The 23,233-nt window shown below is 57.9% G+C and carries 19 protein-coding genes; 13 read left to right on the plus strand and 6 right to left on the minus strand.

The window, feature by feature from the left end; all coding sequences use genetic code 11:
* Positions 1 to 226: 226 nt before the first annotated feature.
* The 3 genes from AUC61_RS10630 to AUC61_RS10640 all read right to left on the minus strand — a co-directional run bounded on the left by AUC61_RS10630 (position 227) and on the right by AUC61_RS10640 (position 2,940).
* Complete coding sequence (locus tag AUC61_RS10630; RefSeq protein ID WP_243245920.1) at positions 227 to 1,273, minus strand: GGDEF domain-containing protein; 1,047 nt, start codon at positions 1,271 to 1,273, stop codon at positions 227 to 229.
* A gap of 379 nt (positions 1,274 to 1,652) precedes the next feature.
* On the minus strand, positions 1,653 to 2,270 hold the full coding sequence (locus tag AUC61_RS10635; RefSeq protein WP_243245922.1) for a hypothetical protein: 618 nt from the start codon (positions 2,268 to 2,270) through the stop codon (positions 1,653 to 1,655).
* A gap of 133 nt (positions 2,271 to 2,403) precedes the next feature.
* The gene (locus tag AUC61_RS10640) at positions 2,404 to 2,940 is read right to left on the minus strand and encodes a DinB family protein (protein WP_243245924.1); all 537 of its coding nucleotides are present in this window, start codon (positions 2,938 to 2,940) and stop codon (positions 2,404 to 2,406) included.
* A gap of 199 nt (positions 2,941 to 3,139) precedes the next feature.
* Here AUC61_RS10640 and AUC61_RS10645 point away from each other — a divergent pair, with 199 nt between their 5' ends.
* From AUC61_RS10645 to AUC61_RS10655, 3 genes are all read left to right on the plus strand, one after another.
* Positions 3,140 to 4,018: an EthD domain-containing protein gene (locus AUC61_RS10645; RefSeq protein WP_243245925.1), complete on the plus strand. Its 879-nt coding sequence runs from the start codon at positions 3,140 to 3,142 to the stop codon at positions 4,016 to 4,018.
* Positions 4,019 to 4,131: 113 nt separating this feature from the next.
* On the plus strand, positions 4,132 to 5,310 hold the full coding sequence (locus AUC61_RS10650) for an MFS transporter (RefSeq protein WP_243245927.1): 1,179 nt from the start codon (positions 4,132 to 4,134) through the stop codon (positions 5,308 to 5,310).
* Positions 5,311 to 5,408: 98 nt separating this feature from the next.
* A complete protein-coding gene (locus tag AUC61_RS10655) occupies positions 5,409 to 6,083 on the plus strand; it encodes an NADPH-dependent F420 reductase (RefSeq protein ID WP_243245929.1) in 675 nt (224 codons plus the stop codon).
* Between the two features lie 299 nt (positions 6,084 to 6,382).
* Here the strand turns inward: AUC61_RS10655 and AUC61_RS10660 are convergent, their stop codons facing one another.
* A complete protein-coding gene (locus AUC61_RS10660) occupies positions 6,383 to 6,592 on the minus strand; it encodes a hypervirulence associated TUDOR domain-containing protein (RefSeq protein WP_243245930.1) in 210 nt (69 codons plus the stop codon).
* 221 nt (positions 6,593 to 6,813) lie between these two features.
* On the opposite strand from AUC61_RS10660, the gene AUC61_RS10665 reads away from it, so the two are divergent.
* From AUC61_RS10665 to AUC61_RS10690, 6 genes are all read left to right on the plus strand, one after another.
* Positions 6,814 to 7,992, plus strand: a complete 1,179-nt coding sequence (locus AUC61_RS10665; RefSeq protein WP_243245932.1) for a GGDEF domain-containing protein — start codon at positions 6,814 to 6,816, stop codon at positions 7,990 to 7,992.
* 157 nt (positions 7,993 to 8,149) lie between these two features.
* The gene (locus AUC61_RS10670; RefSeq protein WP_122664785.1) at positions 8,150 to 8,485 is read left to right on the plus strand and encodes a hypothetical protein; all 336 of its coding nucleotides are present in this window, start codon (positions 8,150 to 8,152) and stop codon (positions 8,483 to 8,485) included.
* A 360-nt stretch (positions 8,486 to 8,845) separates the two neighbouring features.
* Positions 8,846 to 11,821 (plus strand): PAS domain-containing hybrid sensor histidine kinase/response regulator, encoded by a 2,976-nt coding sequence (locus AUC61_RS10675; protein WP_243245934.1) that lies wholly within the window; start codon positions 8,846 to 8,848, stop codon positions 11,819 to 11,821.
* Between the two features lie 100 nt (positions 11,822 to 11,921).
* A complete protein-coding gene (locus tag AUC61_RS10680) occupies positions 11,922 to 12,419 on the plus strand; it encodes an RNA polymerase sigma factor (RefSeq protein ID WP_122664786.1) in 498 nt (165 codons plus the stop codon).
* 112 nt (positions 12,420 to 12,531) lie between these two features.
* On the plus strand, positions 12,532 to 13,497 hold the full coding sequence (locus AUC61_RS10685) for a FecR family protein (RefSeq protein ID WP_243245935.1): 966 nt from the start codon (positions 12,532 to 12,534) through the stop codon (positions 13,495 to 13,497).
* Positions 13,498 to 13,738: 241 nt separating this feature from the next.
* A complete protein-coding gene (locus AUC61_RS10690) occupies positions 13,739 to 16,159 on the plus strand; it encodes a TonB-dependent siderophore receptor (protein WP_243245937.1) in 2,421 nt (806 codons plus the stop codon).
* 262 nt (positions 16,160 to 16,421) lie between these two features.
* Here the strand turns inward: AUC61_RS10690 and AUC61_RS10695 are convergent, their stop codons facing one another.
* On the minus strand, positions 16,422 to 17,714 hold the full coding sequence (locus tag AUC61_RS10695) for a PQQ-dependent sugar dehydrogenase (RefSeq protein WP_243245938.1): 1,293 nt from the start codon (positions 17,712 to 17,714) through the stop codon (positions 16,422 to 16,424).
* Positions 17,711 to 18,139, minus strand: coding sequence for a DUF2231 domain-containing protein (locus AUC61_RS10700; protein WP_243245940.1), 429 nt, complete (start codon positions 18,137 to 18,139; stop codon positions 17,711 to 17,713). Before AUC61_RS10700 ends, AUC61_RS10695 begins: the two co-directional genes overlap by 4 nt.
* A 386-nt stretch (positions 18,140 to 18,525) precedes the next feature.
* Between AUC61_RS10700 and AUC61_RS10705 the strand changes: the two genes are divergently transcribed.
* From AUC61_RS10705 to AUC61_RS10720, 4 genes are all read left to right on the plus strand, one after another.
* Positions 18,526 to 19,218, plus strand: a complete 693-nt coding sequence (locus AUC61_RS10705; protein WP_243245943.1) for a hypothetical protein — start codon at positions 18,526 to 18,528, stop codon at positions 19,216 to 19,218.
* Positions 19,218 to 20,123, plus strand: a complete 906-nt coding sequence (locus AUC61_RS10710; protein WP_243246056.1) for a hypothetical protein — start codon at positions 19,218 to 19,220, stop codon at positions 20,121 to 20,123. Before AUC61_RS10705 ends, AUC61_RS10710 begins: the two co-directional genes overlap by 1 nt.
* 113 nt (positions 20,124 to 20,236) lie before the next feature.
* Positions 20,237 to 20,785 carry a GNAT family N-acetyltransferase gene (locus tag AUC61_RS10715; RefSeq protein ID WP_243245945.1) on the plus strand — a complete coding sequence of 183 codons (549 nt, stop codon included), beginning with the start codon at positions 20,237 to 20,239 and terminating at the stop codon, positions 20,783 to 20,785.
* Positions 20,786 to 21,005: 220 nt separating this feature from the next.
* The gene (locus AUC61_RS10720) at positions 21,006 to 23,186 is read left to right on the plus strand and encodes a TonB-dependent siderophore receptor (protein ID WP_243245947.1); all 2,181 of its coding nucleotides are present in this window, start codon (positions 21,006 to 21,008) and stop codon (positions 23,184 to 23,186) included.
* The last annotated feature ends 47 nt before the right edge of the window (positions 23,187 to 23,233 follow it).

Here is a 23,233-nt window from a genome sequence, read left to right on the forward strand (position 1 = left end):
AGCCGTGGGCCGCCGCAATGGGCCATCCATGGCCCTGTGCGGCTAACCCGGCATCCTTGCCGGGCTGCCCACGGTTCAGAATCTGCGGACGGCCAGCGTGGTTTAACGGGGCGCTTAAGATCAAGATCAAAATCCAAAGCAAAGCAAAGCAAAGCAAAGTAACGGGTTACACCTCAAGCTCACGAGTCGCCGCAGGTTCAACCGATCCGATCAGCTCTCAGCACACTCAACCCGCCACAACCAGTTGGTTACGCCCCTGTTGCTTGCCTTGATACAGGGCCTGATCGGCGCGGTTAAGGGCGCTTTCGAAGCTTTCTGCCGGGCGGATTTCGCTGACGGCCAGGGTCGCAGTGACTACCAGCGGCCCATGGTCCACTTGTCCCACCCATTCGCGAATACGCCGCAGGATGCGCTCTGCCACTGCCTGGGCAGCCTGCGCCGAGGTGTCGGGCATGAGCACCAGAAATTCTTCGCCGCCCCAACGGGAAGCAACGTCGGTGGCGCGTACGTTGCTGTTGATGGCCTCTGCGACTCGCTGAAGGATCAGGTCGCCCTGCTCGTGCCCCAGGCGGTCGTTGATCTGTTTGAAGTGGTCGATGTCCAGCAGGATGATTGCTGACGGTACCGAGTCGGCCAGTTGCCGCACCCCGAGCATCACCCTGCGCCGGTTATAGAGGTTGGTCAGGCTGTCGCGATTGGCGGTGTGAAACAGGTTCAGTTGCATAGACCGCGTAAAGCGCACAGACAAAGCAGTGCCGTGCAATAGCACGCCAATGGCGGTCAGGACATTGACGATACCGAACACCTCGAGCAACTGCGGCGCCACACCGGAATTGATGCCCATCTGCCCACGCAACGCGAAGCCGCCTACCGAGACGACGAGAATGGCCAGATTAAGCATTAACCGTGGGCGCCGCGCACTCTGAAAACTGAACGCGATAATGGGAATAACGCAGTAAAGGTAGAAGTAAAAATTGCTGTTCCAACCCAGCACCCAGGTCGCCAGCAGCGCGTGGAGGATGATTTCCACACTCATCACCATCCCGGCAAAGCTGTAGCGCCCCATACGGATGGCAGTGAGGCAGGCCACATAAGCCAGAATGCTCAGGCCGTTACCGACAGCCAGCGAAACTACTTTCAGCGCGCAGAACAGTACGAACAATACGAGGTGAATACAGAAGGCGATCTGCACAATAGGTACAATGTGCCGCCAGAACTGCGCGGTGGTTTCACGCAACAGTTGCGCACGGTCACTCGCCGATAGGGTGTTCATCAAGCAGCCTCATTAGTGCGATGCATCCAAGCGAGCAGTGCGAATAAAATTTGGGTTTATGTCCAAGCTATCAACTGACTTCGAGTGGCCTTGATCTCGGTGACAAGGCGTGTCCCGGTAAATCCGGTTACTACGAGCGTCTGTCGAGGCATCGAGTTCCCTGTTGCAGAGCGCCATATGCGGCTCGCGCTGCTGCAGTGTGCGCCGTACGTTATTTTTATTCTGCGCTGAGCGTTACAGAGCTCATGCTCTGCTGAAGAAAGGTAAGAGTAGTGGAGATGTTCAAACAACCGCTCAGAAGCGGAAACTCAAGATGACTCGGTTGATCATCAAGCCGCCACCTGAACCTGCATGACGGCCTGTCAGACATCAGGAGGTTTTAAAGCAGATCTGGACGGCTCGACTTCAAGGCCGCTTCGCTGACCTTTCCCTGAATGGAACACGTCAACATGCCCTTGCTGCCCCCGGCCAGGTCGGCAGGCGCAGGCTCGACCATCAGGATCCGCTCGGAGGTGTCGGTGACGAGCTTGCCAGCGGTATCACCTGAGGTCTCGGGCAGCCATTTCGACTGCTTCTCGGACCAGATTTCCGGCCGGGCAAACACGCCGTTGGCCGACAACAGCGCCAGAGAGTGCTCTTTCTTCAGCGACGCTACGACCTGCTCAGGCGACTGCTGAACATAGAACCCCCAATTGATGATGCGCGAGCCCATCAGATCCATATCCTCGGCGAAAAAACCCGTCAAAGACAAAGCGCCAACCACCACTGGCTTATCGAAGACCCAGCGCTGGCCCATCTCACTCTTGGTGCCGCCCTGCAGGGTGATATGGCCGTTTTCCTGCTTGCTGGAAACCAGTGACTTGAACGGTGCTTGCGTAACCACCGGGAACGACTGGGTGCCGCAGCTCAAGAAATCAGCCAGCGAGTCTGTGGCGGCTGAAGCATTGGCAGCTGTAAACAGCGCGATGGCAGGAAGAATCAAAGCAGAGAGTTTCATTGGCAGGTTTCAGTCCTTTAATAATGAGGGTCGTGGATCCGTCGCACCACAACGGTGCCTTATTGACGACCGCGCAAAATTAGCTGAATGGCCTTATGCCGTCCACCGACAACGTACTCGGCGAGCCAGCGTGTCAGCCAATATCCGGAATCAGCCCTAACAGATCGGTAGAACCGACATCAACGCCCGCCTGCGTCAGCAGCGTCGTCGCCTGCCCGCGGTGGTGGGTCTGATGATTGAAGAAGTGAATCAACAATCCATAGAAATCACGTGCTGCCGGAATGCCCGCAGTATTGGTGTAGCCCAGCACCACATCAAGATCGGCCTCCCGCAACCCGGCGGCCCACTCGATGATTGCCTGATCAACCCGTGTGCGCTGCACCGCCAGTTCAGCCAGGCTGCTATAGACCTGCTCATTCAAGGCTTCGGGATCAGGCAGGGCACGCACTACATCCAGCGCCGGAAACCCTGCCGGATGCCGTGCGAAGCGTTTGAGCCAGAGGGTATCGCCCACCAGCAGATGGTTCAGCGTGCCCATGATTGAACCGAAGAATGCATTGCGGTCCGTGCTCAAGGCCTCTTCCGGCAGGCTGGCGGCAGCGACACACAGCTTGTCGTTCATCCACTGGTTATAAGCGGCCATGAGCTGGATATGATCGAGACGATTCAAGGTAGGGTTTCCTGGCAATACGCCATAGAAGGAAGCGCAAAAGCGGACTTTGCGAGATTCAGTAAGCGCCTGCAAGTACGTCTGCCAAGCGACATATCGGTGGGAAGACCGGGGCGTCACTTACCTGAAGATAAACCGAACGACTGAAAACAGGCCCACTCTCACCTTCATGCGAATATTTTCCTGCTTGAGGTGAATCATGATCGAGATCAACAGCTATACCACCGTGAAACGACGCGAGCGCGTGCCCCATGAAATCTTCGCCACCTACTGGCGCGATGTGCATGGCCCGCTCTGCTCCCGGCTGCCCGGGCTCGGTTTGTATATCCAGCACCACTTTTCCCGAAATCAGGACGCTCATCTTTGGCCGTTGGCCGATGGCGTTGAGGAAATAGCCGATTACGAACTGGATGGCGGAGTCGAGATCGGCTTCGCTTCAGCCCAGGACCAGAAGCAGTTTCAGCAAGCCAGCTCGATACTCTTCTCTGACGAACAGAACATGTTCGAGGAAACCCTCGCCTACGATTTGCCGAAAGGTTCGACGACTTTGGTTAACCGCCTGAACGATGACAGGTTCAACGGCCCGGATCGCCTGGATCGCATCCATGTGCACTTCAGTCCTCGCACCAGTCTCGCGCAATTGCACGACTACCTGAGTAACGATCTGGCCAAGGCATTGGCCCATGCCGATGAGGTGCTGAAATTAACCTTGCACCTGTGCCAACCGTTCAACAACGACGGCATGCACCCACCTGCACCCAATGTCGCTCATCACGCCGTGCCCGCGCGGGCGGAGCTTGCAATCATGGAGATAGCGTTCGAAAGCCCGCTGGCCCGACGCCGTTTTTTCGACAGCCCGTTATTCACGGCCACACAGGAAGCCCAAGGCAAACACATTGCCCAACTGAAAGCCTTCGCCGTGTCAGGGCTCTACACCTATGTACGTGACGGCAACCTCACGACGGCGGGCTTGCGCGGCAGCCGGGCAGCGGAACTAATCGATTACCTGGGAGCCATCAACCAGCGCACGCCAGAGGTTGAGCACTTGTTGTTGAAAGGAGTTTTGGCAGACGTCTAGCAAAGGCCACGGCTCCATCTGGACGCCAAAGCATGACCCTATGCCCAACAGTTATTTGACCATTTGATCAACAATCCCTAGGGTAGCGGCCTTTGTGAATACCTGAGACGCCCATGACCGCCCACGCCAAACTGCCCTCCACTGTCTACCTGCTGGGGTTGACGATTTTCTCTCTGGTAACTGCCGAATTCATGGTTGCCGGGATGATGCCAGCCTTGGCCGATGCTTTTTCGGTCAGCCTGGCGCAAGTGGGTAATCTGATTGCGTTCTATGCCTTGGGCATGGCATTGGGTGGGCCTCCGGTCACGGTGTTATTGCTGAGCCGTGGCATCAGCAACAAGCGCGCATTGGTGGGGCTACTGGCGGTCTATGTCGCTGCCGGTATTCTGGCCGCCATGGCTCCGAGCTACACGGTGCTGGCCCTGGCGCGAATTCTCATGGGTGTGTCCAGCGCCGCCTGTATCGGGTTGTGCATGACCGTCTGTGCCGGATTGGTTGCGCCGCAGTTCCGCGGCAGAGCGGTGTCAGTGGTGCTGGCAGGGTTGATGCTTTCGCCGGTTGCCGGCGTGCCATTGACCGCTTGGGTCGAGCAGCATTTTGGCTGGCGAGCCAGTTCGTGGCTGGTCGTGTTGCTGGCACTGATCTGCAGCGTACTTGCCGCAGCACGCTTGCCCGTCAGTGAAGCTGGCAGCGAACCGGCACTGAGCCATCAATGGGACGCCTTGAAAAACCGCAGCCTGTGGGGCGCCTATATCACCAGCGGACTGATTATCGGTGCCACCTTTGCCGCATTCAGTTATTGCACCCCGATCCTGATTGAAGAAGTCGGCATCGCGCCAGGCCACGTGGCGCCTTTACTGGCGCTGTATGGCGTCGCTAACTTGCTGGGGAACATGGTTGTGGGCCGCATTGCGGATCGCTACACCCTCCCCGCACTGGGCTGGGGCCTGCTTTTGCTGGTACTGGCATTAAGCGGCTTTGCGTTGGCGGGCGATCACCTCTGGTTGAACCTGACCTGCTTTATCACACTGGGCCTGACGGGCGTGGCGCTCAACCCGGCAATGGTCGCGCGAGTGATGAAAGCCGCAGAGCCCGGTGCATTGGTGAACACCCTGCACACGTCGGTGATCACGGCTGGCTTGGCGTTGGGCAGTTGGGGCGGCGGCACCGCCATCGACGCCGGTTATGGCCTGCGAGCCCCATTGTGGGTAGGCGCGGGACTGGCATTACTGGGGTTGCTGAGCCTGGCGCGGCCAATGGCTGCACGTGAAGTGGCAAGGCCCTGCGCTTAAAGCCCGACTGCGCGACGGCGCTGGCCCCATGTCAGCTTTCGTTTCGCGGTTGCCTCTACTAGGGTGGATAAATGACTTTCCAAACCGGAGTAGAGAATATGTTCAGACACCTTTTGTCAGCGTTCGCAGGTCTTGTCCTGTTCAGTAGCCAGGTGCTGGCCGAGCCCCTCAAGATCAGCGTTATCGGTGCCGGTAACGTCGGTGGAACGCTGGGCACGCTGTGGGCCAAAGCAGGCCATTCGGTCATGTTTTCCTCACGGCACCCCACAGAACTTACCGACCTGGTGAAGACCGCAGGCCCCAACACACGAGCGGGTTCGGTCAGTGATGCCGCCGCATGGGGTGATGTGATCGTCTTGACGGTTCCTTATGGAGCAATGCCGACGCTTTCAGAACAACTGAAGGACAAACTGAACGGCAAAGTGGTGCTCAGCGCCAGCAACCCCTTCAGCGGTCGTGATGGAGACACAGGACGCAAAGCGCTTGACCAAGGCGTGGCATCAGCCGACCGGGAGTATCTGCCGGACGTGCATCTGGTTCGGGCGTTCAACGCCATCGGTTACGCGTCCATGGAAAGCCAGTCGGGCAAAAACAAAGCGATCCCGACCTTTGCCGATGACGACAAGGCCCGCGAGGTAGGCGCCAGGCTGGTGCGCGACGCAGGGTTCATTCCAGTGATGCTGCCGCTGGCCAGAGCCAACGAAGGTCTGCCCGGCGGACCCGCCAGCGGCGTCTGGAATGAGGCCGAACTCAAGCAAAGGCTCGGCCTCTAGTTGCAGCGTCAAGGTCAGTTCATTCCCGGCATCAACCACACTCATCAAACAAAATACCTGATTGGGAATGCGTTTCTGTAGGAGCTCACGAGCAACGCGAGGCAGCGATAGCGTCCTGTCTGATGCACCGCTATCGCGAGCAATGTGGATTGCACCCCCACTCACTCGTACAGGGTCCATGTTTGCTACGCGACAGCGCGGCTGTCTGGACCACGGGGAGGTCCTTGATGACGGCGTGCCCCGAGCGTTAGTACCGACACTGTAGAACCCGGCCGCAGAAACCGGATCTGAAACTCACCTCACCGGCGGCTAAGCGCGCTGCCGTGATGCATTGCCAGATGACCAGTCTTGTCGCTTTTGACCTCATATTGCGGATGCTCTTTCGACGCGGGCCGATGTTTGCCCATGAATTCAACATCCTTGACGTGGACCTTGGTCACCTTGCCATGGATTTCACCCGCCTCTGAGTTCCAGCTAACGGCATCGCCGCTCTTGAAAGTGGTGGTCATTCAAGCTCTCCCGCTCTGATTCCACAAGGTGCGCCCGGCCATTGGGGCAGCGTCCAGCCTTACCGACGCCTTTCCTGTAGAGACCTGTAGGCCCCGGAAATTCACGATGATGGCACCACTGGTCCAGCAACCGCCCAATACCCGACAGTAGCGCTCTGAAAAATCCGTCCGAACGCTTACAATCCCGCCCTTTATCGCTCACCAGAAAGGCCAGTCAGTCCATGGCGCTCGACCCACCCACGCTGCTCATCCTTACCATCGCCCTTGCGGCGGCCGCTGCCTTGTACCTAGCGGTCGAATGGCGCAGCGTTCGTGAATCCTCGCTGCTCTACTGGAGCGCCGGTTTTGCGACGATCAGCATCGGTTCCACCCTCGCCCTGCTGCGCATGAGCGGTTTTTTGTTGATCGGCATCTGGTTTGCCAACGGCTTGCTGGTGGCGGCACACTGGCTTTTCCTCGCGGGTGTGGCGCGTTTTACCGAAGTGCGCCTGTCGCGCGCCTGGCTTCTGATCCCAGTCGCTTGGCTAGCCCTGCTTTTGTTACCAAGCGATCCGGCGTGGTCGAAAGTCATGCTCGTGGCCAACTCGCTGCTGGTGGCCCTGCTCACACTAAGAGCCAGCTTGCTCCTGCGCCCCCACGGCAGATCACTCAGTGTCGGGGCGGTACAACTGCGTTATGTGCTGCTCATTCATGGCCTGTTCTACGTGGCCAAGGCGATACCGCCTCTGGTACCAGGCACGTTGATCGACCTTGCGGCGTTTCGCGGCGAGATCATTCAGATATCACTGGTTGAAGGGGCGATGGCGATCATGCTTATTGCACTCTCCATGACCGGGACTGAGCGCTATCGCCGGGAAATGCGCATCGCCCGGCTGGCCGCCCGCGACCCTTTGACCGCCCTGTACAACCGCCGCGCCCTTGAAGTACGGGCACAGCGGCTGCTGGATCAAGTCACAAGCACTCGACCCGGCGCTTTGCTGCTGATCGATATCGATAACTTCAAACTGGTTAACGACCTGTTCGGCCACACCGCTGGCGACCGCTTGCTCATTACGCTGAGTGAGATGATCCGTTCAAACCTGCCACAAGGCTCCCTGGCAGCACGACTGGGCGGTGACGAGTTCGTCATTCTGCTCAATAACGCTTCTCGTGACCGCATTCTTGAACTGGGCAATGCGCTGCGCAGCCAGTTTCACAACGCTACTTCACAAACGTTCAACACGCCCCAGGCGGTGACGTTGAGCATCGGCGCGAACCTGTTTGACCAACCGCCCGTCAGCCTCGCGGCGTTGATCGAACAAGGCGATGCTGCGCTGTACACCTCAAAACGTGAAGGGCGCGACAGTGTTCGGCTGGTCGATCAAACCGCAGCGATTCGCGAGTCCCTCCAGGCAAATTAGCGGCAGCCCGGGGCGACCAGGTCGCCCCCATGAAGAGCTGTAAATGTTTATATGGCCTCGCTCTCTGTAGGAAGGATCGTTCCAATCTGTGAGAGGTGCGGTTAGAGTGTCGCCCCCGCGAAATTGGATCCCGGGATTCTAGGCTATGGAGTTTTCAATGAAGTACATCAGTAAAGTTGCCGCATCTGCCGTTCTCGGTCTCGCCCTGGCAGGTTGCACCGGTACCGCCATCAAATCCCCGCACTATGACAGCAACCAATACACCGTGCTGGGTCACAGTGAGGCAAGCGCCACCGGCCTGATGTTGTTCGGCATTATCCCCATCCGCCAGAACAGCCGCTTCGTACGCGCCCAGACTTCCGCCATCAACGCTAAAGGCGGCGATGCGATGATCAACACCCAAGTCCAGGAAAACTGGTTCTGGGCCTGGATCCTGAGCGGTTACACCACCACTATCTCCGGTGACGTGATCAAGCTGAAAAACGCACAATAACAAGTGCGCAGGTTTGTTCAGCATTGAGTAGACGAATCATGCCGCACTGCTTATTCGTCTAAAGAAAACGCCGCTTTTCTCGATACAGAGAAAGCGGCGTTTTTTCGTTCTGCGGTCCCTCTCCCGGATCGCGCCTAACACGCACTTTATTGCGGGCCCGATATCACAGGTTTCAGTCATTCATGGCAGGCCAGGAACCGACCGAAGGGTGTACCGGTCATAAACGGATTCGCGGCCCTTCCATGCAGTCCTTCCAGTGAACGCAGGCGCACTGCCGAGAGTGGCAGCGCTGCGGGTTTGACCGTGCAAACGCCCAATGCTTCTGATCTGATGCGGTGACCAGGGAACAACAATGCGAAAGTGGATAAACCGTTGAAAGACCTGACTCGAGAACAGCTTGAGGCTGAAGTCGTGCGCTTGCGCAAAGCCCTTGAAGACGCAGGCATCGACCCACCGCAGCAGGCTGAACCGGGCACCGCGCATGCCGCATCAGGCAATTCATCCGCTGAGCCAGAGGCCGATCAGGCGACCGTTGCCAACAACGAAACGCGCCAGCAAGCAATCTTCGAAAGCGCTATCGATATCGCCATGATCGTGACCAATCCTGCCGGTTTTATCACCGACTGGAATCCCGGCGCCGAGTTGGTACTGGGCTGGACCAGCGAAGAAATGCTCGGCCAGACCGCCGAACGTTTCTTCACCGAAGCGGACCGGGTCAGCGGCCAGATTGAACGAGAGATGCGCCGCGCGCTTCAGGAAGGTCGCGCTCTGGACGAGCGCTGGCATCTGCGCAAAGGCAATCAGCGCTTCTGGGCCTCCGGCGAGATGATGCCGCTTTATGACGATGACAACGTCCACCTTGGCTTCGTCAAAATACTGCGCGATCGCACCAGCGAGCACCTCGCAGGCGTCGCCATCGAAGAAACCCAGGAGCGCTATCGCCTGGCAGCGAAAGCCACCAACGACGCCATATGGGACTGGGACTTGCAAGCCAACCAGGTGCTTTGGAATGAAGCGCTGGAGGAGGCCTACGGACATTCGCTAACGTCAATCGACACCTCGGGTGCGTGGTGGATTGCCCAGATTCATCCCGACGACCGACCACGGATTTATAACTCGATCCATGCCCTGATCGACAGCACTGGCAGCGGCTGGACAGAGGAGTATCGTTTTCAGCGTCGGGACGGCTCCTACGCCGATGTTCTGGACCGTGGGCACGTGATCCGCAATGCTGACGGTCAGGCAGTGCGCATGATCGGCGCCATGCTCGACCTGTCACGGATGCGCACTGCGGAAACCGCATTGCGCCAAAGCGAGGAACGTTTCCGCAAGATTCTAGAGACGATCGAGTCTGCCTTTGCCATCGTTCAGGTGAAGTTCGATGCCGACGATAAGCCGATCGATTACCGGTTTGTCGAGGCAAACCCTGCTTTCGAACGCCAGGCCGGGGTCAATCTGCGTGGCAAATGGGTCACCGAGTTTGCCCCGGACCTCGAAAGTTTCTGGTTCGAAACCTATGGGCATGTCGCTAAAACCGGCGAACCCGCTACGTTCGAAAACTATGCCGAAGCGTTCAAGCGCTGGTTTGACGTCCGCGCCGTCAGCGTGGGTGAGCTGGCCGACAGGCAGATCGCAATCATCTTCAGTGACGTCACCGAACGACGCAATGCACAGGAGCGTTTACGCATCAGCGAGGCCGTTGCCCGGCAAAACGTGGAGCGTGTGCAAATGGCACTCGCCGCCGGTGCAATTATCGGTACGTGGCACTGGGATATTCCCAACGACCGTTTCACCATCGACGAAGCTTTCTCCCGAGCGTTCGGTATTGATCCTGTACTGGGCCTTGAAGGCTTGAGCATGCAACAGATCATTGCCTCGGTTCACCCTGAAGACAAGGAAGGGGTGGAGCAAGCGATCAATGAAGCCACCCTCAGAGGCGGTGCTTACGCGCACCAGTACCGTGTGCGTCGCGCTGATGGTCGGTACTACTGGATCGAAGCGAATGGGCGTGTTGATCTGGCCGAGGACGGCAGCCCGCTCAGCCTGCCCGGCGTGGTGATCGACGTGGAAGGACGACGTTCCATCGAAGCCGAACGCGACCGCGCAACAGCAGCCCTGCGCGCGCTCAATGAAACCCTGGAACAACGTGTCGCAGAGCGCACCGTCGAACTGATGCAGGCGGAAGAGAAACTGCGGCAGTCGCAGAAGATGGAAGCTGTCGGCCAGTTGACCGGCGGTCTGGCGCACGATTTCAACAACTTGTTGGCCGGTATCTCCGGAGCTCTGGAGTTGATGGGCGCTCGAATCGCTCAGGGTCGCTGGGCGGAAACCGAGAAGTACATTACGACGGCGCAGGGTGCAGCAAAACGTGCGGCTGCGCTGACTCATCGCCTGCTGGCGTTTTCCCGTCGGCAAACCCTCGATCCCCGCCCCACCGATGTGAACAAACTGATGGAGGGTATGGGTGAGCTCATCAAACGTACCGTCGGACCGGGCATCGCCCTGGAGATCGTCGGTGCACCGAGCGTATGGCCCACGCTGGTTGATGCCAGTCAGCTTGAAAATGCCCTTCTCAATCTGTGCATTAACGCCCGTGATGCGATGCCGGACGGCGGATGCATCAGGATCGAGACCGCCAATATCACGATGGACAGCGAGGCGGCCCGCACGCACGAAATTCCCGAGGGTCAGTATCTGGCGCTGACGGTCACGGACACCGGGACCGGCATGACACCAGAAATCATCGCCAAAGCGTTTGATCCTTTCTTCACCACCAAACCTATTGGTCAGGGCACAGGCCTGGGTCTGTCAATGATCTATGGTTTTGCCAAGCAGTCAGGGGGCCAGGTACGCATCCACTCGCAAGTGGGTGTGGGCACAATGATTGGCATTTACCTGCCCCGTTACGACGGAGAAGCAACCGAGGATGCCCGGGAAGCGGACACAACATCGGCGCAGCCCGCAGACTTTGGCGAGACCATTCTGATCGTCGATGACGAGCCAACCGTTCGTATGCTGCTCATGGACGTGTTGAGCGAACTCAACTATCGAGTCATTGAAGCAGCTGACAGCGTCGCCGGGCTCAAGGTGCTGCGCTCCGATGTCCACATCGATCTGCTGATAACGGACGTAGGGCTACCGGGGGGCATGAACGGCAGGCAAATGGCCGACGCCGGACGCGAGGTCAGGCCCGCGCTAAAAACCTTGTTCATCACCGGTTACGCAGAAAACGCGGCCATTGGAGATGAGCAGCTGGGCCCCGGCATGCAGGTGCTGACCAAACCCTTTGCGATTGACACCCTCACCTTCCGCGTGCGGGAGCTCATCAATTCCTGAGTACTCACCCCTGAATCTGACGCTGCCCACCAACTAGAGCAAATGATTCTCATTTGTGATATTTTGCCGCGCTTGCTCCCATGCCAGTTAAGGTGGCTTCATGTCCGGCTCAGATCTCAAGGCGTTATATCTCGCCCATCGCGGGGAAATTCAGGCTTACCTGGATCGTCGCTTGCGCTGCAAAGAGACTGCTGCCGACCTTACCCAGGACACCTTCATCCGGCTGTCCGAACAGATGAGCCGTACGCGCATAGAAAACTTTCGTGCCTACCTGTTCTCCAGTGCTCGCAATCTGTTTATTGACCACACCCGACGCCAGGAGCATCGAAAGGTCGAGCCGCTCGAACAGCAGGAGATGAGCGACGCCGAACCGCAAACGCCGACACTTGAGCAAGCCGCCATTGCAAATCAGCAACTGTCAGCCTTGAACGACGTGATTCAGAACATGCCTGAGCCTTGTCGTGAGGTGTTTCTGATGGTGCGGGTTGAAGGCCTGACCTACGTCGAGATCGGTGAACGCCTCGGGATTTCTTCGAAAACCGCTTTCAGCCGCATGGTCAGAGCCCTGGACTTGCTGAAGTCAGGGATGTCCGAGTGATGGCCTTCAATAGCTTGAACCCGAGTGAGCAGACGACCGGGCAGCGGACTTACGCCCTCATGCTGGATTACAATCTGGCGCCAGCACCGTCCTGCATTGAATTGATTGACCTATGAGCGTTGAACCTCCGATTCTTCACCGATCTGCTGCGCAGCCTGATGACGTCAGCCATCAGGCCAGCACGTGGTTTGCGTTGATGCATGGCGGATCACCCACAGCCGCCGAGCGAGAGGCGTTGGCAAAGTGGCTTGAGGCTGATCCCCGGCATGCGCAGGCGTATGCGCAACTGGAAAATTTATGGGCCGCCTCTGCCCTTCTCACCCAACCGAATCCGCCTGCAGTCAGCGCCCGGTTATCACGGCGCCGCTTTGTCGGTTTGGGCGTCGCGGCCTGTGCGGCGGCGGTCACCACGAGCGCAACGACGTTCTGGCTCAAAGGCGCAGCATCACCTTTTGCAGACGTGCGAACCGCAGTAGGTGAGCGGCGGACGGTGCGTCTGGCTGATGGGTCCACCGTTGAGCTCGCGGGCAACACCGCGCTGAATCTGAACATTTCCCCAACACAGCGTGCCGTGGAATTGCTGCAGGGCGAGGCATTTTTCAACGTCGTGCCCAGTCCTGCGGGTGAACTCTCGATCAGAACCGATGCGGGCCAGATTCTGACTAACGACAGCGATTTCTGCGTGTCATGCGACAGCACAACAACGATGCTGACGGTGAGTCGGCATACGGTACGCGTGGTCACATCGAGCCAGCAAACAGATCTGGGAGAGGGCCTGTCATTACGGTTCAGCACCCATCAAACGGGCGCTATTCAGCGCGCGGAACTGGACCAGGTCCTCGCCTGGCGTAGCGGTCGACTGGTGTTCTTCGACAAGCCGTTAAGCGCGGTCGTCAGTGAGCTTCAACGATGGCGCGAAGGCAAAATATTCATCGCTGACCAGCAGCTTGCAGCACGACGAGTCAGCCTGATCCTCAATCTGAATCGGCCTGAGCAAATGCTCGATGTTCTTTCCAAGGCCCTCTCAGTACGAATGACGACGTACACCGATCTGGTGACCGTCATTCATGCGGCCTGACGAGGGACCGGCTTCAGCCGGGAAGAGGTCGGCACAGTCACCGAAAACAGGTCGGTAGAAATACCGCCCTCACGGTGGCAGCCGGTCCCCAAAATACTTTTCCAATCGGCAATCTCTGCCCCCGGCAGCAACCTGCGATAAATTTTTCAAAACACCTTCAGGTATTGCCAAAGGTCATCCGTCTTAGATGTGACTGATAGCTGTTCGCATATCCGTGCGCATCTCATAGGGAACAACCTGAATGGCAAAGCACCACAATCCTGGACGCAAAAACGGCGCGCAGTGGCGACTGGGCGCCCATGGCGCAGTACTCGCCTGCACGCTGCTCGTAGGGGCCGTTCAGGCGCATGCCGCGCCAGGCAACAGCGCTGGCAGCACCATGGACAAGCTGTCACTCAACATTCCGGCGCAACAGTTGCGTCAGGCGCTGTTGGTGTTTAGCCAGCAAACCGGGCAAAACGTCCTGCTCGATGGCAACCTTGATGCCAGTTTGCGCAGCAGTGCAGTTGTTGGCAGCTACTCGGCCGAAGAGGGATTGGCGGGCCTGCTGCAAGGCAGCGGTTATAGTTTCGCCCGTACCGACGCGGTAACGGTATACCTGGTGCCCGTTGCCCGGCCTGAGGTCGCCAACGAAATGAACCTGCCCGCCACGCAGATTCAGTCGCGCAGCACACAAGACTCTCTCCAGAGTGTGGGCTATCAGGGCAAGCCGGTTTCCAGCACCACACGTCTGGACCTGAGCGACAAGGAAACGCCGCAAGCGGTGACCGTTGTGACCCGCGAGCAAATGGACGACTTCCAGCTCAACAGCGTCAAAGAAGCCTTGCGCAGCGCACCGTCAGTCACCGTCGAACAATTCGAGACTGACCGCACAGCCTTTACCTCTCGCGGCTTCACAATCGATAACTTCGAATACGACGGCATGGGCATGCCGTTCTCCGGCGGCGTTCTGCTCGGCGATCAGGACATGACCGAGTTCGAACAGATCGATGTATTGCACGGTGCCAACGGGCTCATGAGTGGTGCAGGCAACCCGTCGGCAACAGTGAATTTCGTCCGCAAGCGCCCTACCGATACGTTTCAGGCGAAAATCGACGCCAGTGCCGGTTCATGGGACAACCGTCGCCTGGGCCTGGATGTCTCCGGCCCGCTGACAGATAGCGGTAACGTGCGCGGTCGTTTCATCACCGCACACGACAAAGGTAATTCCTATCTCGACCAATACAGCCACGAGGTCAATGTAGCGGCAGGTCTGCTGGCATTCGACCTGTCCGACGCCGACACGCTGACCGTAGGCTTTTCCCAGCAAGACAGCTATTCGAACGGCAGCACCTGGGGCGCCCTGCCCATCGCCGATTTCGCGGGCAATCGCATTCATTACAGCAGCCGCAGCTCCAGCATCGGTCAACCCTGGACCTACTGGGACATCCACACCAAACGCGCCTTCGCCGAGCTGACCCACGAATTCGATAACGGCTGGCACAGCAAGATCACCCTGACCGGCGTTAGCCAGCATCAGGACACAAAGATGCTGTACGCCATCCCGGCAACGGCGACTGACGTTTTTGCCTACGTCAACCGCACCACCAGTACCGAACACCAGGTTATCGGCGAAGCTCAGTTGTCCGGGCCATTCAATTTTCTGGGGCGCGAACATGAGTTGACGGTCGGTGCCAACTACGGCCGCACTCGTCATAAGGAGCGCGGCCACTATCGGGATGCAGCTGGCTTTATCAACGCCAGCCTTGCGGACGCCCTGGCGGGCACCGTGGTGCAACCGGCCTTTGACTTTACCAACGACCTGAACACCCAGCTCTTCAGCGACCGTCAGAAAAGTCTGTTCGCCGGTGCACGGTTCAGCCTCGCCGATGATCTGCACTGGATTGCCGGAGCCCGCATGCTCAGTGCCGATGGCGAAGGTGCGGGCTATGGAGCGCCGCACGATACCCGGGTGCACGGTAAAGTGACGCCTTACACCGGTCTGGTGTATGACCTCACCCCTCAATGGAGTCTCTATACCAGCTGGACCGAGATCTTCAAGCCACAATACGTGCGCAGCACCAGTGGCGGAGTGATCGAGCCTCTAGAGGGTAAAAGCACTGAAGTCGGCGTGAAAGGACGCCTGCTCGAAGAGCGACTGACCGTCACCGCAGCGGTGTTCAAAACCGATCAGCAAAACGTTGCTGAACTCACCGGTCAGATCGTGGGTGGCCAATACGTTTATCGAGGTGCGGACTTCAAAAGCCGTGGTGTCGAGCTGGAAGCTTCCGGCGAGGCATTGCCAGGCCTGGAACTCGCTGCGGGCTATACCTTTGTGCGGATCGAGGACGCGGATGGCGATGAAGCACGCAAGTACATCCCTGACCACGTCTTGCGCGGCAGCCTGACCTACCGTCTACCCGGCATGCCCCAGGCCAGGGTCGGGACTCGCATCCAGTGGCAAAGCGGGACAGAAGTCGATACGAATCGCAGGGTTGAACAGGAGGCCTACGCGCTGGTCGACCTGATGGGCAGCTACGACTTCGATGAACACTGGAGCACGTCATTGAACCTGAATAACGTCACCGATCAGAAGTACCTGCTTTCGCTGTATCAATCGGCGGGCTCCACTAACTACGGTGCACCAAGGAACCTGACGGCTTCGGTGACCTGGAAGTATTGAGTTAATGGCGACTTCTTCGAGAATTGCATAGCAGTGTCGCGCAGCAAACTCGAATCGGCGGCTCTCATCAAACATAAAATAACTATCTGAATTAAATAATTTTTTCTGTAGGAGTGAGCTTGCTCGCGATAGCGATAGATAGGTTAAGAAGACATCGTCTGACCTGACGCCATCGCGAGCAAGCTCACTCCTACAGATCAATTATTTGCGGGTGACCGTGCAGAAACGCCCCGAAGCGATCCCTCACCTCGGGGCACCAGGCTCAACGGTTACGCGTCACTCGCCAGACCGTATTGGCCAGGTCGTCGGCAATGATCAGCGCACCTTTCGGGTCCACCGTGACCCCAACAGGTCGACCGCGGGTTTTGCCGTCAGCGCCACGGAAGCCCGTCGCGAAATCAACCGGCTCACCTGCAGGACGACCGTCGTTGAACGGCACGAAGATCACCTTGTAGCCCACCGGATTTGGACGGTTCCAGCTGCCATGCTCGCCAACAAATACGCCGTTGGCGAATTTCTCACCCATGGCCGGGATAGAAAAGTCGACACCCAGTGCGGCCACGTGCGAACCCAGGCTGTAATCAGGTTTGATCGCCGAGGCGACCTTGTCCGGATTCTGCGGCTGCGCGCGAGAGTCAACATTCTGGCCCCAATAGCTGTAAGGCCAGCCGTAAAAACCGCCCTCCTTCACCGAAGTCAGATAATCCGGAACCAGATCAGGCCCCAACTCGTCACGCTCATTGACCACCGTCCACAACTGCCCGGTTTCGGGCTGAATAGTCAACGCTGTCGGGTTACGCAGGCCCGTTGCATATGGCTTGTGCGCGCCTGTCTCGGCATCGATCTGCCAGACCATGGCGCGATCAATCTCGACTTCCATGCCACGCTCGGTGACGTTGCTGTTCGAGCCGATGCCCACATACAGGGTGCGCCCGTCCTCGCTGACCGTCAGTGCTTTGGTCCAGTGATGGTTGATCTGCGAAGGCAGCTCAGTGATCGTGGTCGGCGCGCCACTGGCTTTGGTCTGGCCGTCCTGATAATCGAAGCGGACCAGCGCATCCTGATTGGCCACGTATAGCTTGCCATCGGCAAACGCCAGGCCGTAGGGGGCGTTGAGGTTTTCAGCAAAGACCGTCTTCAACTCATAAGCGCCGTCGCCATCGGCATCCCGCAACAAGGTCAGACGGTTGCCGCCTTTAACCTGCGTGTTGCCCTTTGCCTTGATCACGCTGGCGATCACATCCTTGGGCTTGAGCTTGGCTGCACTGCCGCCACGCCCTTCTGCAACCAGAATATCGCCGTTGGGCAGGACCAGCGTCTGCCGCGGAATCCTCAGGTCAGTCGCAATTGCGCTAATGCTGAAGCCCTCAGGAACGGTGGGCTTCTGATCACCCCATGCCACAGGCTCAGCGATCTTCATGCTGGGCAAAAGCGTGCGTTGCGGCTCGGGCAACTTCGGATCCGGACCACGTGCCTGAGTGCTTTCTCCGTCGCCACCACAAGCACTCAACAACAATGCCACGCTGATAAGAGTCAGTGCGCCTGAATGCTTCATTCCGCACCTCCTGAACGCAGATTGGTGAGGCCGGTCCATGCAGCAATAACGGACAACAGTGTCACGACGACCGACAAAATCAGACCCGTGGGCATCATCGCCCAAGCGTCTTTCGCATGCTCAAACGCGTTCAGCAGACCCAACGCCCAAGTGGCGAGCAGTAGCAGGAAATACGCAACAGGACGCCCTGCCTTATGGTCCGCACGGATCAGATTGACCAGCGCAAACAACAACGCCAGGCCACAGAACAGCAGGCCCCCGGCGATCAGCCACGAGGCAAAGTTGGCCCATTGAATCTGGTAGGTCTGGGCGTAAGCAATGTCACTCAGCAAAGCACCGAGAAACAGCGGGACGGTACCGCCCAGCAAGATCGCATGAAGCGGGCTTGGAGTGGTCCGGTATAAGGGTTGAGTGGTAACGGTCACGGCGGCTCCTTATCGTTGAACGACCCGACCTGAAACTCAGTGCAGATGCACTGGCAGACAGGGTCGCGCTGACTGCGCAAAGAAAAGGATCGTCTTGCAAGAGCGTTAGTTCACTGAAGTTGGTGACGAAATATTTTGAAAAAGTAATTGAAAGAAAGCTTCTCCCGCTTTCACGTCGAGACTGTCAGGGATACCGTTTTCCCGCTAAAGCGGAACGTCGCCCGGCCGGACCCACGACATCGCCACAATCGCGGGTCACACCTTACCCGTGGGAACTGAGAGGGTCAGGAATCACCACCACGCAAAAAAATATCAAAGTGCCACTATTGTTATCAACACTACTGCCGACACAGACAGCATCGTTTTTAATCATAGGGACTTGATTCATGTCTTTTTACACGCTTCGCACCTGGGCAGCCCTGACGTTACTTGCCTGCCTGACACTCACCGGTTGCGCCCACGTTCAACCACCGGTAGCGCTTGATAAGCAATTCTGGGATGCCAAAGAGCCGGTTATCGGCGTGGCGATCAACGTAGTGCCTGAGCCTGCTCTGGTCTTGACCGGCAATCAGGGGCTTCTGGATTTGGCCATTAACACCGGCATGAACAGCAAGCTCAGCGGGAATGTCGAAAAATGGCAGGTGCGTGACCTCAATACACTGCCAGATGCCATCGTTGCCAAGTTGCAGGCCAAGGGCTACAAAGCCAAGCGCATCAACGAACCAGTGGACCTGAAGACCTACAAGGAAATCAGTTTCCGCGAGGGCTATACCATCCGCGACCTGAGCCCGATCAAGGCAGCTTATGGCGTAGATCGTTTGCTATTGATCAACATCCAGGGCACTGGAGCCACCCGAAGCTATTACAGCATCGTGCCTACCAGCGTACCGATGGCTCAGGTGGGCGGCCAAGGCATGGTGGTCGACCTGGCTGACAATAAACTGCTGTGGTTCAAGCCGTTTGCCGTTGTACAGGCCGCTCAGGGCGAGTGGGACGAGCCCACGTATACCAATCTGACCAACGCGTTCTATCAGGCGATGGACACGAGCCGTCAGCACATGATCACCCCGTTCGAATGATGAAAGGTTTACTGATCGCGGCCACCGCACTGGCCCTGCTGATGCTCGGCGGTTGTGCGCAGAAACCGGCGCCTGAGACTGGCTTCAAGTCTCAGAGCGCGGCGTCCTACGTGCAGACACACGGCGTCAAAGTCGACATGCAACTGCCGCAGGCATTTGTCGGTGCCAGCACCGTGGTCGACGCCGAAGCCGCGAAAAAAGCCGCGTCCTCCAGCCATAACCTGGTCGCAGGTTCGGGCGCTGTCGGGTTGCCGGGCTTGCTCGTTGCCAGTCTGATCAACACTCAGATGGGCAGCGGTAGCCTGCAGCGGGAAGCAGAAAAGGCCGCAGCCAATGAGTCGCGGCCTCTGGCCGAGCTACTCGCCGGCATACCGTTGCAGGAGCGGTTGCAGCAGCGTTTTCAAAAAGCGTCGCTGGACGCCGGTCTCAAACAAGGGGCAGGCAATGTCAGCGCACGTTTGGTAATCGAGCCGAAACTGATGCTCACACCTGATCGCGGCAGTTTTGTGCTGATCAATCAGGTGCAGGTGCAAGACATTGCCGGTTCGGCGTTGTACCGCATGCGTATCGAAGTCACCAGCCAGCCCATTCGACGCTGCGGCAAACGCTGCGTTGATGATGGTTCTCTGGATCTGGCGCAAGTCACTGCGGTCCTCGACGAATGCATCGATGAATCGATGCGTGTGCTGAACGCCGACCTGATGCTGCCAGCACCACCTGAAGCCGCTCAAGAAACCTTGCGTTATGTGCTGGATGGCCAGCGTGTGGTCGAGCGCGGTTATCAACTGGCCAACAACGGCAGTTACTGGCGTTATCGCAACCTTTACGGTTCGGTAAAATCAGTGCCCGTACCGTTTGAAGATGCGTTGACTGCGGCCCAGTTGAAGACGGTGTACGGGCACTAGCACACGTCTTTGCTATCTATGCAGGCGTAAGAAACTGAGATTCGACAGGCGCGCTGAGGTTCTGCGAAAGTGTTCAGGAGATACCTGATACCGATCGCTAAGGACCCCGCGCCATGGAATGCCCTCCTGCTCTTCACACCTCCCGCCTGATACTCACGCCTCTGCAACTGAGTGATGCGCCTGCAATCCAGCAGTTGTTCCCGCACTGGGAAGTGGTCCGTTACCTCGACAGCCGTGTGCCGTGGCCTTATCCGGCTGACGGTGCGCTGACCTATGTACGTGACGTTGTGCTTCCTGCGATCGCGTCCGGGCGTGAGTGGCACTGGATGATCCGCTTGAGTGCGGAACCGACCCAGAGCATCGGCAGCATCAGCCTGTACGATCAGCCGGGTAACAACCGTGGCTTCTGGCTCGCGCCCCAATGGCAAGGGCAAGGCTACATACGCGAAGCGTGTCAGGTCATTAACGCCTATTGGTTTGAGACGCTGGCGCGCCCGGTTATGCAGGTACCCAAAGCGCTGGGCAATCAGGCGTCGCGTAAAGTTTCCCAACGCGAAGGCATGCGGCTAGTGGACACGCAGGAAGGGCATTTCGTCTCCGGGCCTATGCTCAAGGAGATTTGGGAAATGAGCCGCGCCGAGTGGTTACAAAACAAAGCTTGAGCCCTGTCCCTGCAATACGCCTCTGACCTTGAAAGGGTCGAGGCGTCCCGCGCCAAATTGTTGGCTAGCTTTGTTACAACTCCATCTGAATAGGCCATGTGCCAGCTACCATTGATAAATATTTTCCGTATCAAGCTGTTACGTGATTTAAATTCCTGACAAAATTAATGCTAATAATTCTCATAAGCATTGATCTCATCGTTTTAACAGGAAGTTAGTCATGTCCCGCTCTACCCCGCTGCACTGTTTCAGTCCGTCACGCAATCTTCTGGCAATGGCCATCTGCATGGCCACCCTGACTCCGGCGATGGCCGATGACAGCAGCGAAGTGCAGGCGCAATCCAGCCCGACCACGGTAGAACTGGGCGCCAGCGAAATCACCTCAAGCCAATTGGGCAGCACCACCGAAGGCTCCAGTTCGTACACCACCGGCGCAATGTCGACAGCCACCAAGCTGCCGCTGACCATGCGCGAAACACCTCAGGCTGTCACCGTCATTACCCGTCAGCGCATGGACGATCAGTCCATGACCAGCATCAACGACGTGGTCAGAGCCTCTCCGGGGTTATTCCTCAATTACTCCAACGGTCCAGGTCGACAGTCCTATACGTCACGCGGCTTCGACATCGACAACCTCATGTACGACGGCATCCCGAGCGGCTATAACGGCGTGTCGGTCGGCGCCCAGCCTAACCTGGCGATGTTCGACAGGGTTGAGGTGGTTCGCGGCGCTACTGGTCTGGTCACCGGCGCAGGTAATCCTTCAGCGGCAATCAACCTGGTGCGCAAGCGTCCATTGGCCGAGCAGAAAGTCACCCTGACCGGCGCTGCTGGCAGTTGGGATGACTATCGCGGTGAACTGGATGCCTCCAGCCCGCTCAACGACAGCGGCACCCTGCGCGGTCGTGTCGTCGCTTCTTACCGCGACGCCAACAGTTTCATTGATGGCGTGGAAGAGGACCACGGTCTGTTCTACGCCGTTACCGAAGCTGACTTGAGCGATGACACTACGTTGACCCTGGGCTTCTCTCATCAGAAGGACAAGACCAACTACTTCTGGGGTTCAGCGATGATTGGCGAGAATGGCCATCACCTGGACCTGCCGCGTTCGTACAACCCCGGCACCGACTGGGAGAACAAGGATCAGGAAATCAACACCGTTTTTGCCGAGCTGCGTCAGCGTCTGGCCAATGACTGGAAACTTCAGATCAACGCCAATTACGCCGAACAGAACGCACTGTTCTCCGGCTCGTACCAGTCACGCTGGGCCGCCGACAGAACGCTGCAGCGCACGGTTTACCAAGCCGCCAATGATGAGAATCAGGCCGGTCTGGACGCTTTCGTCAGTGGTCCGTTTGAAGCGTTCGGGCGGACACATGAACTGGTAGTGGGTGCAAGCAAGCGCATTTACGACATGACGACCCAGGACTACGACCCATTCAACTACTTCTACTGGCCGCTCAGTGCGGGCAAACCCGACTTCGTCCACACCACAACCGGGCGCGAAGTGACGACTCAGGATGGCGTGTACATGACCACCCGCCTGAGCCTCGCCGATCCGCTGAAGCTGATCCTCGGTGGCCGCCTGGACTGGTATGACTACGACAACCGTGATGGCGACGGCGACTACAAGGTCACCCGCAACGTTACGCGTTATGCCGGTCTGATCTACGACCTCGATGATCACCACTCGGTCTATGTCAGCTACAGCGATATCTTCACGCCACAGAGCGCCAAAGACACTTCAGGTACACCACTAAAACCGATCGTGGGCAAAAACTACGAGATCGGCATCAAAGGCGAATACTTCGACGGTGCCCTTAACGCGAGCATGGCGCTGTTTCGTGTAGATCAGGAAAACCGCGCGGTCACCGTGGTGACGCCAGATTGTCCGCAATCCTCTTGCTCTGAAGCCTCCGGCGAAATTCGCAGCCAGGGTGTCGACTTCGAACTGCAAGGCGCGCTGACCGAAAACTGGCAGGTTGGCGGTGGCTACACCTATGCTCGTACGCACACCGTCAAGGATGCGGCAGACCCGAGCAAGGTCAACAAGCAATTTGACACCGACCTGCCTGAGCACCTGTTCAAGCTGACCACCAGTTATCACTTCCAGGGCCCGCTGGAGAAACTGCGCGTCGGCGGCAACGTCTCCTGGCAGAGCCGCATGTACAACGACATCGCCCTGGCCGATGGCGGTAGCTATCGACTGGAACAGGGCGGCTACGCCATCACCGACCTGATGGCGGGCTACCAGGTCAACAAGCACCTGGACCTGCAGCTCAACGCCAACAACGTCTTCGACCGCAAGTACTACTCGACCATCGCCAACTCCTCAGACTACGGCGGCGACAGCTATGGCACGCCACGTAACATGATGCTGACGGCTAAATACAGCTTCTGATTGATCGCAGCATGCGGACCGGAATAAATACGCGCCGGTTTTGATTT

This window comes from Pseudomonas maioricensis (assembly GCF_022790535.1).
GTDB classification, from domain to species: Bacteria; Pseudomonadota; Gammaproteobacteria; order Pseudomonadales; family Pseudomonadaceae; genus Aquipseudomonas; species Aquipseudomonas maioricensis.